The sequence below is a fragment of the Delftia sp. WSY_16 genome (assembly GCF_043104415.1).
Taxonomy (GTDB): Bacteria; Pseudomonadota; Gammaproteobacteria; order Burkholderiales; family Burkholderiaceae_C; genus Comamonas; species Comamonas tsuruhatensis.
This window is the reverse complement of record NZ_JBICKS010000045.1, coordinates 210027-222327: the sequence shown is the minus strand read 5'-3', so window position 1 is coordinate 222327 and position 12301 is coordinate 210027. Positions and strand designations below refer to the sequence as shown.

General features: G+C 68.2%; 11 protein-coding genes. 4 read left to right on the top strand and 7 right to left on the bottom strand.

From position 1 onward, the window contains the following. Positions 1-41: 41 nt before the first annotated feature. From ACF8O7_RS27880 to ACF8O7_RS27850, 7 genes are all read right to left on the bottom strand, one after another. The gene (locus tag ACF8O7_RS27880) at positions 42-257 is read right to left on the bottom strand and encodes a molybdopterin-binding protein (RefSeq protein ID WP_012206434.1); all 216 of its coding nucleotides are present in this window, start codon (positions 255-257) and stop codon (positions 42-44) included. A 54-nt stretch (positions 258-311) separates the two neighbouring features. Then, entirely contained in the window at positions 312-1292 is a 981-nt protein-coding gene (locus tag ACF8O7_RS27875; RefSeq protein WP_392445093.1) for an ATP-binding cassette domain-containing protein, read from the bottom strand. Between the two features lie 15 nt (positions 1293-1307). Further along, positions 1308-2159 (bottom strand): aliphatic sulfonate ABC transporter permease SsuC, encoded by an 852-nt coding sequence (gene ssuC / locus ACF8O7_RS27870; RefSeq protein WP_209672327.1) that lies wholly within the window; start codon positions 2157-2159, stop codon positions 1308-1310. An 11-nt stretch (positions 2160-2170) separates the two neighbouring features. Continuing rightward, positions 2171-3331: an FMNH2-dependent alkanesulfonate monooxygenase gene (gene ssuD / locus ACF8O7_RS27865; protein WP_012206437.1), complete on the bottom strand. Its 1161-nt coding sequence runs from the start codon at positions 3329-3331 to the stop codon at positions 2171-2173. A 38-nt stretch (positions 3332-3369) separates the two neighbouring features. After that, a complete protein-coding gene (locus ACF8O7_RS27860) occupies positions 3370-4425 on the bottom strand; it encodes an aliphatic sulfonate ABC transporter substrate-binding protein (RefSeq protein WP_392445090.1) in 1056 nt (351 codons plus the stop codon). A 23-nt stretch (positions 4426-4448) separates the two neighbouring features. After that, positions 4449-5450: a sulfonate ABC transporter substrate-binding protein gene (locus ACF8O7_RS27855; RefSeq protein WP_016448337.1), complete on the bottom strand. Its 1002-nt coding sequence runs from the start codon at positions 5448-5450 to the stop codon at positions 4449-4451. A gap of 368 nt (positions 5451-5818) precedes the next feature. After that, complete coding sequence (locus tag ACF8O7_RS27850; RefSeq protein ID WP_012206440.1) at positions 5819-6841, bottom strand: sulfate ABC transporter substrate-binding protein; 1023 nt, start codon at positions 6839-6841, stop codon at positions 5819-5821. Between the two features lie 144 nt (positions 6842-6985). Here ACF8O7_RS27850 and ACF8O7_RS27845 point away from each other — a divergent pair, with 144 nt between their 5' ends. From ACF8O7_RS27845 to ACF8O7_RS27830, 4 genes are all read left to right on the top strand, one after another. Further along, entirely contained in the window at positions 6986-7258 is a 273-nt protein-coding gene (locus tag ACF8O7_RS27845; protein WP_012206441.1) for an oxidative damage protection protein, read from the top strand. Positions 7259-7430: 172 nt separating this feature from the next. After that, positions 7431-8099 (top strand): trimeric intracellular cation channel family protein, encoded by a 669-nt coding sequence (locus tag ACF8O7_RS27840; protein ID WP_016453307.1) that lies wholly within the window; start codon positions 7431-7433, stop codon positions 8097-8099. Between the two features lie 15 nt (positions 8100-8114). Next, the gene (gene mnmC, locus ACF8O7_RS27835; RefSeq protein ID WP_392445087.1) at positions 8115-10055 is read left to right on the top strand and encodes an FAD-dependent 5-carboxymethylaminomethyl-2-thiouridine(34) oxidoreductase MnmC; all 1941 of its coding nucleotides are present in this window, start codon (positions 8115-8117) and stop codon (positions 10053-10055) included. A gap of 189 nt (positions 10056-10244) precedes the next feature. Then, positions 10245-12299 (top strand): TonB-dependent receptor plug domain-containing protein, encoded by a 2055-nt coding sequence (locus ACF8O7_RS27830; RefSeq protein WP_392445084.1) that lies wholly within the window; start codon positions 10245-10247, stop codon positions 12297-12299. The last annotated feature ends 2 nt before the right edge of the window (positions 12300-12301 follow it).

Here is a 12301-nt window from a genome sequence, read left to right as displayed (position 1 = left end):
GCATCGGCAGTGCCTTCAGTGCCTGGCCTCAGAGCTTGGCCTCAGAGCTTGGCAATGGACACTTCGGTGGACTTGACCAGGGCCACCACGTCGGAGCCCACGACCAGGCCCAGCTCGTCCACCGAGCGCGTGGTGATCACCGAGGTGACCACGCCCCAGGGCGTCTGCACGTCGACTTCGGAAACGACATCGCCACGGATGATTTCGCGCACTTGGCCCTTGAACTGGTTGCGCACGTTGATGGCTTGAATGGACATGTTTTTCTCCTGGGGATCAAAAGGAATCAAAGGAAGGTTGGGGAAAACGGAAAGTCAGACCGCCCAGCGCAGGCCATGGGCCGGCACGCCGGGCCAGGCCGTGGTGTCGGTCAGCGGATTGGCTTCGGGCTCGGCGGCGGGCTTTTGCAGCACGCGGTCGAGAATGCGTTGCTCGATGGCCGCCAGCGCCACGCTGCCGTGCACGCGCGGCCGTGGCAGGGCGATGCGTTCATCCAGCGCAATGCGGCCGTCCTCGATCAGCACCACGCGGTCGGCCAGGGCCACGGCCTCCTGCACGTCATGCGTGACCAGCAGGGCCGTGAAGCCGTGGCGCTGCCACAGGCCTTCGATCAGGCGGTGCATCTCTATGCGGGTGAGCGCATCGAGCGCGCCCAGCGGCTCGTCCAGCAGCAGCAGTTGCGGGCGATGCACCAGGGCGCGCGCCAGGGCCACGCGCTGGCGCTGGCCGCCAGACAGGCGCGCCGGCCATTCGCCCGCGCGGTCGGCCAGGCCGACCTGGGCCAGCACTTCGCGGCCACGTTCCTGGGCCGAGGCGGGCAGGCCCAGCGTCACATTGGCCAGCACGCGCCGCCAGGGCAGCAGGCGCGCATCCTGGAACATGATGCGCGTGCCGCCCTGCGCGCCCTGCACGGCGCGGGCGGGCTCGCCGTCCAGCAGCAGGGTGCCGGCCGTGGCCTGTTCCAGGCCTGCGACCAGGCGCAGCAAGGTGCTCTTGCCGCAGCCGCTGCGGCCCACGATGGCGACGAATTCGCCAGGCTCCACCTGCAGTTGCACTTCGTGCAGCACCTCGCGCTGGCCGTAGCGCTTGGTCAACCCGCCGGCCTGCAGGCGCACGCCAGGGCGCGGTGCGGATTGGGGGGATGCGGACTGCGGCGCATCGTCGTTCTGGGCCAGGCGGTCGCTGACGTCCAGGCCATCGGCGTCGAACGAGGCCTCCCAGGCCATCGCCGGCGCGGTGGTGTTCAGCTCCACGGCCTGTGCCAGCGTGGTCTTCATGCGGTTCCATCGGCTCATGTCGTGCTCCTTGTGTCACTTGGGCTGGTAGCCCGGATGCCAGCGCAGCCACCAGTGCTCCAGCGCACGCGCAAACCAGTCGGCCAGCTTGCCCAGCAGGGCGTACAGCAGGATGCCGACCAGCACCACGTCGGTCTGCAGGAACTCGCGGGCGTTCATGGTCAGGTAGCCGATGCCCGACTGCGCCGAGATGGTCTCGGCCACGATCAGGATCACCCACATCAGGCCCAGCGAAAAACGCAGGCCGACGAGGATGGAGGACAGCGCGCCCGGCAGGATGACCTCGCGGTACAGCTGCCAGCGCGTGAGGCCGTAGCTGCGCCCCATCTCGATCAGCGCAGGGTCCACATTGCGTATGCCGTGGAAGGTGTTCAGGTAGATGGGAAAGAACACCGACACGCTGATCAGGAACAGCTTGGCGCTCTCGTCGATGCCGAACCACAGGATGACCAGCGGAATCAGCGCCAGCGCGGGAATGTTGCGCACCATCTGGATGGTGGAGTCCAGCAGCGTCTCCGCCCAGCGCAGCGAGCCCGTGAGCAGGCCCAGCGCTAGCCCCAGCCCGCCGCCGATGGCCAGGCCACCCAGCGCGCGGCCCGCGCTCACCTGCACATGCTTGAGCAGCTCTCCCGACTCGGCCAGCGCCTGCGCGGCGCGCAGCACATCCAGCGGCGCGGGCAGCACCCGCGTGGACAGCCAGCCCCACGCCGAGGCGGCCTGCCAGACGGCGATCAGCGCCAGCGGCACCAGCCAGGGCACCAGGCGGCGGCCCACGCCGGCCGCAAAGCGCAGCAGCGGCGACCAGGAATCGCCGGCCGGGGGGGCCGAGGAGGCCGGCAGCGCAGTAGCGGTACGTGCATCGGACATGCGTGACTCCCTCAGCTTTGCGACGCGCGCGGCGAGTACAGGTTGGCAACGGTCTCGCCCAGCGGCCCGCCCACGCCGCCAGCCAGCCTGTCGCGCACGGACAGCGGCAGCAGCGGGAAGACCAGCTCGGCAAAGCGGTAGGCCTCTTCCAGGTGCGGATAGCCGGACAGCACGAAGGTGTCTATGCCCAGGTCCGCGTACTCCTTGATGCGGTCGGCCACGGTCTGCGCATCGCCCACCAGGGCCGTGCCCGCGCCGCCGCGCACCAGGCCCACGCCGGCCCAGAGGTTGGGGCTGATCTCCAGCTCGGCCCGCGTGCGGCGGCTGCCGCCGGCATGCAGGGCGGCCATGCGGCGCTGGCCTTCCGAGTCCATGCGCGCGAAGGCGGCCTGGGCCTGAACCACGGTCTCGTCCTTGAGGCGGCTGATCAGGCGATCGGCATCGGCCCAGGCCTCGTCCTCGGTCTCGCGCACGATGACGTGCAGGCGGATGCCGAACTTCACGCTGCGGCCATGGCGCGCCGCCTTCTCGCGCACATCGGCAATCTTCTTGGCCACCTCGGCCGGGGGCTCGCCCCAGGTCAGGTAGGCATCGACCTGCTCGGCGGCCAGGTCGTGCGCGGCCTCGGACGAACCGCCGAAGTACACGGGCGGATACGGCTTTTGCAGCGGCGGGAACAACAGCTTGGCGCCCTTGACCGAGAGGTGTTCACCTTCGTAGTCGAGCGTGCCGCCCTCATGGCTGCGCTCAAGGATCTCGCGCCAGATGCGGATGAACTCGGCCGATTGCTCGTAGCGCTGCGCATGGTCGAGGAAGACGCCGTCGCCCTCCAGCTCGGCGCGGTCGCCGCCCGTGACCAGGTTGATCAGCAGCCGCCCGCCCGACAGGCGGTCGAACGAGGCCGCCATGCGCGCCGCCAGGCTGGGCTGGTGCAGGCCGGGACGCACGGCGACCAGGAACTTCAGGCGCCTGGTGACCGGAATCAGGCTGGAGGCGACGACCCAGGGGTCCTCGCAGGAGCGGCCCGTGGGAATCAGCACGCCCTCGTAGCCCAGGCTGTCGGCCGCGATGGCGACTTGCTTGACATAGTCGTGGCTGAGCGGGCGGGCGCCCTCGGCCGTGCCGAGGTAGCGGCTGTCGCCGTGGGTGGGAATGAACCAGAAAACCTGCATGCGCTGCTCCAGTCAGGGGACGGAATCGAGGAAGGAAATCAAAGGGCGGAAGAAGGCCGTGCCGCCGCAGGCTCGGCCAGCCGCGCGTACTCGGCCGCCGAGGGCCGCCAGACGATGTCGGCCACCTGCACCTGGCGCGGAATCAGGCCCAGCCGAAAAAATGCATCGGCCACGCGCTGCTGCTCCACCACGGTCTGCGCAGCCAGCAGGCCCACGGGGGAGCTGGGCCGGCGCGCAATGAAGCGGCTGACCACCGCCGTATCCAGGCCGCTGAAGCCGGCCACCAGGGCCACGGCCTCCTGGCGTGCGCTCTGGGCCAGGCGATCGGCGCGCGTGAGCTCATCGAACAGCGCGCGCAGCACCTGCGGATGGCGCTCCACCAGTCCGCGCGCGGCCAGATAGAACGAGGCGTTGCCCGACAGGCCTTCGCCATTGGCCAGCACGCGCGGGCGAATCGCCAGCTCGGTGGCCGCGTAGAACGGGTCCCAGATGGCCCAGGCGTCCACGCTCTTGCGCTCGAAGGCGGCGCGCGCATCGGCCGGGGCCAGGTAGACGGGCTGGATCTCGTTCCAGGCCAGGCCCGCCTTGTCCAGCGCGCGCACCAGCAGGTAATGGGCGCTGGAGCCTTTTTGCAGCGCCACGCGCCGGCCCTTGAGGTCGGCCAGGGCGCGCAGCGGCGAGTCCGACGGCACGAGGATGGCCGAGCTCTCGGGCTTGGGCGGCTCGGCGCCCACGTACAGCAGGTCGCGGCCCGCGGCCTGGGCAAAGACCGGGGGTGAATCGCCGGTCAGGCCGAAATCCAGGCTGCCGGCGGCCAGGGCCTCCAGCAGCTGGGGGCCGGCCGGAAACTCCAGCCAGCTGACCTTGGTGCCCGCAAAGCGCTTTTCCAGCACGCCTTGCTGCTTGAGGATGACCAGGTTGACGGCCGACTTCTGGTAGCCGATGCGCAACTGCTCGGGCCCGGCCACGGCGGCCGGCGTCTCGGCGCGTGCGTACTGGCCGGCCAGGCTCCAGCTGAAGGCGGTGGTGCCCAGCAGTTGCAGGGCCTGGCGGCGCACGCGGTCCAGGCGGGGCTTCTTGGAATTGGCATTCATGGTGCGGACTCCTTGCAGTGGGCTCAGGGACGCGACGCGATCAGGTCCACGGGCGCGGCATGCAGCAGGTTGAGCTTGCGGGGGATGAGCTTGAGTTCGAAGAAGGTGTCGGCGATCTGCTGCTGCTCGGCCAGGATCTCGCGCGTCACGGACGAGGTGCCGAAGCGTGCGCGGCTCAGGTACAGCTCGGTGATGGACTTGTCCAGCCCCAGGATGCTGGACAGCTCGGCGGCCGCCGCCGTCTGGTTCTTCGAGGCCCAGCGGTCAATCCCATCGACCTCTTCGATGGCAATGCGCAGCACATCGGCATTGCGCGTGGCGAAATCGCGCGAGGTGAAGTAGTAGGCGCGGTTGTTGACCACGCCCGTGGCATCGGCCAGCAGGCGGGCGTCCAGCGTCTTTTGCGCGGCAGCCAGGAAGGGGTCCCAGATCAGCCAGGCATCGACGGAGCCGCGCTCGAAGGCGGCACGCGCATCGGCCGGCGCCAGGAAGACGGACTGCACATCGCCGTACTTCAGGCCGTGCTTTTCCAGCAGCTTGACCAGAAAGTACTGCACGTTCGAGCCCTTGTTGTAGGCCACGCGCTTGCCCTTGAGGTCCTGCACACTGCGGATGGGCGAATCCTTGGGCACGATCACCGCCTCCAGCCCGGGGCGCGGCACGGTGGCGCCCGCATAGACCAGGGGTGCGCCTGCGGCCTGCGCAAAGATGGGCGGGGCCTCGCCCACATCGCCGAAGTCGATGGAGCCCACGTTCAGCGCCTCCAGCTGCACGGGGCCGGCGTTGAACTCGATCCAGCGCACGGATACGCCCAGCGGCGCCAGCCGCTTTTCCAGCGTGCCCCGGCTCTTCAGGATGGACAGCCAGCCCTTTTGGTGGCCGACGCGCAGCACGCGGTCACCCGCCTTGTCCTGGGCCAGGGCCGGGCCGCCCACCGTGGCGACTGCTGCGGCAAGGCCCGCGCCCAGCAGTTGGCGTCGGCGCCAGTTGGCTGTGTGTCGGGGGAAGGAATCGAACGAGACCATGACGGACATCCTTGGAAGAGTGGTGCGTGGTGCGTGGTGCAGGCAAAGCGCTGCCCATGCATGCGCGCGGCATGCAGCCAGAAAACAAAAAGGGAAGGCGGAGCAAGGGGCAGCCGCCTGCAGGACCAGGCCTGCAGACGCGCCGCACGGAGTCGTCAGGTGCTACATCGCCGGCTGGCGAAGGCCACGGTCTCGAAGCGAGGAAAAGAGCTGGATGCCACCACGCCTGCCTGCGCCGTGCGGCGCGGGGCCTGCAAAGAGTGGCGGGAAGTCAGCAAGATGGACATGGCGGATCGTGGTAGTTGGCAGAGATCTGGGAAAGCGGGTGAATTCAGTGGGTGGGCGCCGGCCGGGCCGGCGCGCCGCACTCACTTCTTGGTGTAGATCTGGTCGAAGCTGCCGCCGTCGGCAAAGTGGTCCTTGTCGGCCTTGGCCCAGCCGCCAAAGGCCTGGTCGATGGTGACCAGCTCCAGCTTGGGGAACTTGTCCGCGAATTCGGCCTTGACCTTGGCATCGGTGGGACGGTAGTAGTTGCGGCCGGCGATGCGCTGGCCTTCCTCGGAGTACAGGTACTTCAGGTACTCCTCGGCCACGGCGCGTGTGCCCTTCTTGTCCACGACCTTGTCGACCACGGCCACCGAAGGCTCGGCCAGGATGGACAGCGAAGGCACGACGATCTGGAACTTGTCGGGACCGAACTCCTTGAGCGCCAGGAAGGCCTCGTTCTCCCAGGCCAGCAGCACATCGCCCACGCCGCGCTGCACGAAGGTGATGGTGGCGCCGCGCGCGCCCGTGTCCAGCACGGGCACGTTCTTGAACAGCTTGCCGATGAAGTCCTTGGCCTGTGCGTCGCCGCCGTACTTGCGCTTGGCGAATTCCCAGGCGGCCAGGTAGTTCCAGCGCGCACCGCCGCTGGTCTTGGGGTTGGGCGTGATCACCTGCACGCCAGGCTTGACCAGGTCGTCCCAGTCCTTGAGGTTCTTGGGATTGCCCTTCTTCACCAGGAAGACGATGGTGGAGCTGTAGGGCGCCGAGTTGTGAGGCAGGCGCTTTTGCCAGTCGGCCTTGAGCAGGTTGCCGTTCTTGACCAGGGCGTCGATGTCGCCGGCCAGCGCCAGCGTGGCCACGTCGGCGTCGATGCCGTCGATGATGGAACGCGCCTGCTTGCCCGAGCCGCCGTGCGACTGCTTGACGCTCACGTCCTGCCCGCTCTTGGCCTTCCAGTGCTTGGCGAAGGCTTGGTTGTATTCCACGTACAGCTCGCGCGTCGGATCGTAGGAGACATTGAGCAGTTGCACCGACTGGGCCAACGCCGGCAGAGCCGACAGGGTCAAGCCCGCGATCAGGCCGGCGGCAACAGGAAACTTGATAAAGTGGCGGCGAATTTTCATTGGAGTGTCGGTAGAGAGTGGAGACGACGGTCTGGTGCCGTGGAAAGCATTCTCAAAGCCAACTCTTAAAACTCAAACCAATAAGATTTCAGTTTGTTATTCCCAAAACATCTGAATCTCTGCAAGACAAGGACTCAATTCCCCATGGCACGTACCGTTCACTGCATCAAGCTTGGCGTTGACGCTGAAGGCCTGGATTTCCCGCCCTACCCCGGCGAGCTGGGCAAGCGCATTTTTGAAGGCGTGAGCAAGCAGGCCTGGGCCGACTGGCTCAAGCACCAGACGATGCTGGTCAACGAAAACCGCCTGAACCTGGCCGACGCACGCGCCCGCCAGTACCTGGCCCGCCAGATGGAAAACCACTTCTTCGGCGGCGGCGCCGATGCGGCGGCCGGCTACGTGCCTCCTACGGCCTGAGCCGCTTCGTGCCCTTTCACCGCCCCCGTCGCACCGCGCCGGGGGCGGTTTCATTTGCGGTGCCGCAAACGGCCGCCGCCCAGAGACCGCCTACAATGCCCGCCTTCTTGCGCTGGACGGCGCAGTGGCCGCACACCCTGCGGCGCGGGCCGGTCTTCATCCGAGGTTTTCCGTGCTTCCATCCGTCTCCCTGCTGGAATCGTTCCAGGCATCGCAGTTCACCGTCATGCTGGTGATCTACCTCGTGGCCATCACGGCCGAAGCCATGTCGGGCGCGCTGGCGGCGGGCCGGCGCAACATGGACATCTTCGGCGTGGCCGTGATCGCCTTCGTCACCGCGCTGGGCGGCGGCACCATCCGCGACATGGTGCTGGGCCACTACCCCATCGGCTGGACGCAGCACCCTGAATATGTCTACCTGGTCATCTCGGCCGGGCTGCTGACCATCGTCGTGGCGCGCCACATGCACCATCTCAAGCAGGTCTTTCTGCTGCTGGACGCCATGGGGCTGATCGCCTTCTCGCTGATCGGCTGCAACGTGGCGCTGGAGCTGGGCTACCCGCCCGTGGTGGTGGTGATGTCGGGCATGTTGACCGGCATCAGCGGCGGCATTCTGCGCGACGTGCTGTGCAACCAGGTGCCGGTCGTCTTCCGGCGCGAGCTGTACGCCAGCGTGTCCCTGGCCGTGTGCCTGCTGTTCCTGGGGCTGCGCACGCTGGACGTGGGCTCCAACCTCAGCACCGTCGTCTGCTTTGCCGGCGGACTCACGCTGCGCCTGGCCGCCATCCGCTTCAAGTGGCGGCTGCCCGTGTTCTCCTACCAGCAGCGCTGGGAGGAGTAGTTCTGCCCCTTGCCCATGTCCGAACCCATTGACTGGCTGCCCGATGGCACGCCCTACAGCCCGCGCTTCGGCGACCGCTACCACAGCGAACTCGGCGGCCTGGACCAGGCCCGCCACGTCTTTCTGGGCGGCTGCGGCCTGCCGACGGCCTGGGCCGATGCGCCGCAATGGCGCATCCTGGAGACCGGTTTCGGCTTCGGGCTGAATTTCCTCGTGGCCTGGGAAGCCTGGAAGGCCGATCCCCGGCGCCCGAGGCTGCTGCATTTCGTCTCGGCCGAAGCCTTTCCCGTCAGCGCCGACGCCATGCGCCAGGCCATGCCGCGCGAGCCAGGATTGCGCCTGCTGGCCGAGGAGCTGGCCACCCGGTTCCAGGGCCTGCTGCCCGGCGTGCACCGCCTCGCCTTCGAGCAGGGGCGCGTGCTGCTGACGCTGTACATCGGCGATGCCCAGGCCATGCTGCGGCGCCAGCAGCTCACGGCCGACAGCATCTACCTGGACGGCTTCACGCCGGAACTCAACCCCGACCTCTGGAGCGCCGATACCCTGCGCGCGCTGGCGCGCCATTGCCGGCGCGGCACGCAGCTGTCCACCTGGTGCGTGGCGCGCACGGTGCGCGATGGCCTGGCACAGCACGGCTTTCAGGTGCGCAAGGTCGATGGCGTCCCACCCAAGCGCCACAACCTGCATGCCGTCTTCGACCCGGCCTGGCAACCGCGCGGGCCGCGCGGGCCGGGAGCACAGCCGCAGGAAGCCATCACCCCACGGCGCTGCATGGTGCTGGGTGCAGGCATCGCCGGTGCGGCCGCCGCCGCCAGCCTGTCGCGCCGTGGCTGGCAGGTCACCGTGCTGGATGCTGCCGACGCGCCTGCAGCGGGCGCCTCGGCCCTGCCCGCGGGCCTGTTCTGCCCCCATGTCTCGCCCGATGACAGCCTGCTGTCCCGCCTGAGCCGCGACGGCGCACGCCTGACCCTGGCGCAGCTGCAAATGCTCTCCGGCCAGGGCCTGCTGCAACCGGCCACGGACTGGTGCGATACCGGCGTGCTGGAGCACGGCGTGGAGGCCGCCCCGCGGCTGCCGCGCGACTGGCAATCCCCCGGCCCGGGCGACCACTGGAGCCGGCCCGCAAGCGCCGATCAACTCTCGGCGGCCGGCCTGCCCGCCGACGCCCCGGCCTGCTGGCATGCGCAAGCTGGCTGGGTACGCCCGGCACGGCTGGTGCAGGCGCAACTGGCGCTGCCGGGCGTGCGCTGGCAGGGCCGCGCCTGCGTGGCGCGTCTTGCACGCACCGACACAGCCGGTGGCGCGCCCGTCTGGCAGGCCCTGGATGCACAGGGCAATCTGCTGGCCGAGGCTGAACTGGTCGTTCTCGCACTGGGCCCCGCAACCAATGCGCTGCTGGAGCACAGCCTGGGTGCGCAGGCCGCCTGGCCGCTGCAGCCCATACGCGGCCAGGTCAGCTGGGATGTGCACACCCCGGCCAGCGCGCAGGCCATGCCGCCCTTTCCCGTCAACGGCCATGGCAACCTGGTGCCTGCCATGCCGCTGCCCGGCGATGCAGCCGGGCCAGGCTGGGTCATGGGATCGACCTTCGAGCGCGACCAGACCGCGCTGCCGCCCAGTCCCGAAGACCAGGCCGCGGCCCATGCAGCCAATGGCGCCAAGCTGGCTCAGCTGCTGCCACGTGCCTACCAGGGCCTGCAAGGCTTCTTCGACGCGCCACCGCGCACCACCTGGGGCGCCGTGCGCGTGGCCTCGCCAGACCGGCTGCCCGTGGTCGGACCGGTGTCCGACCAGGCTCCCGGCCTGTGGGCGCTGACGGCCATGGGCTCGCGCGGGCTCACGCTGTCGCTGCTGTGCGGCGAGCTGCTGGCAACACGCCTGCACGACGAACCGCTGCCCCTGGATGCCAAGCTGGCGGCTGCCCTGGCCAGCGAACGCCTGGGCCGCAGGCGCTGAGCCGTTGAACCGCCCGGCCGCTGAACGGCCGGGCATTCACACAACGGCCTGAAAGAAAACCCGAGTCTTCCCGCAGACGGTTTTTTGTCACTCGTTATGTTTATCAGTACATATCGCTAGAATCCGGAACCTGTTTTCAAAAGGAAACAACCAGCCGCCCCGCGTCCACTCACACAACCACCGAAAATCGTGCCTCTCCAGCCCCGCTACAGCGCCCCAGCCTCCTCCCCTGTCTTCCGCCTGCAGTCCACGCTGGCCCACGCCCTGCTGCTTGCGGGCCTGGCCGCCAGCACCCAGGTACAAGCCCAATCGGGCACGTCCGCAACACAGGCTTCGCAGACCTTCCAGCTGGGCACGGTCGATGTGCACGGTGCGCGTGATGAAGCAGAGGCCATATCCGGCGATGAACAGCGACTGGACGCCGCCGAGATGCGCCAGCGCAATGCCGAAACCGTGGCCGACGCCGTGCGCCTGCTGCCGGGCGCCACGCTGTCGCGCAACAATCGCAACGAGGAAATGATCTACCTGCGCGGCTTCGATCCGCGCCAGGTGCCGGTCTTCGTGGACGGCGTGCCGCTGTACGTGCCCTATGACGGCTATGTGGACTTCGGCCGCTTCACCACGTTCGACCTGTCCGAGATCCGCGTGGCCAAGGCTGGCGCCTCGCTGATGTATGGCCCCAATACGCTGGGCGGCGCCATCAACCTGGTCACGCGCAAGCCGGTCAAATCCGTCGAGGGCGATGCGCGCATCGGCGCAGGCGCAGGCGGCGAACGCAAGGCCGCCGTGAACCTGGGCGGCAACCTGGGCACCTGGTACTACCAGCTTGGCGCCTCCTACCTGGACGCGGACAGTTTTCCGCTGCCCAAGGGCTTCAAGGACTTCAAGAAGCAGCCCACCGACACGGGCAACTACCGCGACAACGCCTACCGCACGGACAGGCGGCTGTCGTTCAAGCTGGGCCTCACGCCCAATGCCACGGACGAATACGCGCTGGGCTATGTGCGCCAGGAAGGCGAGAAGGGCAACCCCGTGTATACCGGCAGCGCCACGGGCAAGAACGTCATCCGCTACTGGCGCTGGCCCTATTGGGACAAGGACAGCGTGTACTTCCTGAGCACCACGCGCATCAATGCCGACAACCTGCTCAAGACACGCATCTACCACGACACCTACCAAAACGGCCTGGACATGTACACGGACGCGAGCTACACGCGCCATGACCCCACCAGCAGCTACAAGGACGTGAGCCAGGGCGCCAGCATCGAGTGGGCCAACTACAGCTTCAAGGGCCATGCGCTGCGCCTGGGCGCGCACTACAAGATCGACGAGCACACCGATGCCGCCTCGGCCAAGGACCCCAGCAAGCACTACCGCGACGTGACGCGCTCGCTGGTGATCGAGGACACGATCTCCCTGGCCGAACGCTGGAGCCTGAACCTGGCGCTCAGCCACGACCAGCGCGATGCGCGCGAGGTCTATCAGTGGCCCACGGGCTCGGCCAGCGCCACCAATGGCGTGGCCAAGCTCGGCTATGCGCTGGGCGGTGGCAGCGAGGCGTATTTCATCGCCTCGCACAAGACGCGCTTTCCCACCATCAAGGACCGCTACTCGGCACGCATGGGCACGGCCCTGGCCAACCCCGACCTGCAGCCCGAGACGGCCAACCACCTGGAGCTGGGCGTCAGCGGCTCGCCCTGGCAGGGCGGCCAGGGCCAGGCCGCGCTGTTCTACAGCCGCGTGCGCAACCAGATCCAGACCGTGGTCGTGGCGTCGGCCGAATGCGGCGGCACCACCTGCAACCAGGCGCAGAACGTGGGGCGCACGCGCAACATCGGCATGGAGCTGTCCCTGGCCCAGCAACTGTCCGCGCAATGGGGCGTGAACGCCGGCTACACCTACCTGAACCGCCGCAACACCAGCGACTCCAGCATCACGCTGACCCACACGCCACGCCACCGCCTGCTGGCCGGCGTTCAGTGGCGTCCGCTGGCGCAGTGGGAATTCAATGCCGAGGTCGAGACCGAGAAGGGCCGCTACGTGCCGCTGTCGGGCAGCGGCCAGCTGCAGACGCTCAAGCTGCCCGGCTACGGCATTGCCAACCTGCGCGCACGCTACAAGCCGCGCAGCGACATCACCGTGGACTTTGGCGTGGCCAATATCGGCGACAAGTGGTACCAGTTCGATGACGGCCTGCCCATGCCGGGCCGCTGCTGGTATGTCAACCTGGGCTATCACTTCTGAGG

What these genes read in the sequence shown, in the direction of transcription:
- ACF8O7_RS27860 (WP_392445090.1), bottom strand. Translation starts at nt 4,425, where the DNA reads ATGAATGCCAATTCCAAGAAGCCCCGCCTGGACCGCGTGCGCCGCCAG.
- ACF8O7_RS27850 (WP_012206440.1), bottom strand. Translation starts at nt 6,841, where the DNA reads ATGAAAATTCGCCGCCACTTTATCAAGTTTCCTGTTGCCGCCGGCCTG.
- mnmC (WP_392445087.1), top strand. Translation starts at nt 8,115, where the DNA reads ATGTCCGAACCCATTGACTGGCTGCCCGATGGCACGCCCTACAGCCCG.
- ACF8O7_RS27855 (WP_016448337.1), bottom strand. Translation starts at nt 5,450, where the DNA reads ATGGTCTCGTTCGATTCCTTCCCCCGACACACAGCCAACTGGCGCCGA.
- ACF8O7_RS27845 (WP_012206441.1), top strand. Translation starts at nt 6,986, where the DNA reads ATGGCACGTACCGTTCACTGCATCAAGCTTGGCGTTGACGCTGAAGGC.
- ACF8O7_RS27875 (WP_392445093.1), bottom strand. Translation starts at nt 1,292, where the DNA reads ATGAGCCGATGGAACCGCATGAAGACCACGCTGGCACAGGCCGTGGAG.
- ssuC (WP_209672327.1), bottom strand. Translation starts at nt 2,159, where the DNA reads ATGTCCGATGCACGTACCGCTACTGCGCTGCCGGCCTCCTCGGCCCCC.
- ssuD (WP_012206437.1), bottom strand. Translation starts at nt 3,331, where the DNA reads ATGCAGGTTTTCTGGTTCATTCCCACCCACGGCGACAGCCGCTACCTC.
- ACF8O7_RS27880 (WP_012206434.1), bottom strand. Translation starts at nt 257, where the DNA reads ATGTCCATTCAAGCCATCAACGTGCGCAACCAGTTCAAGGGCCAAGTG.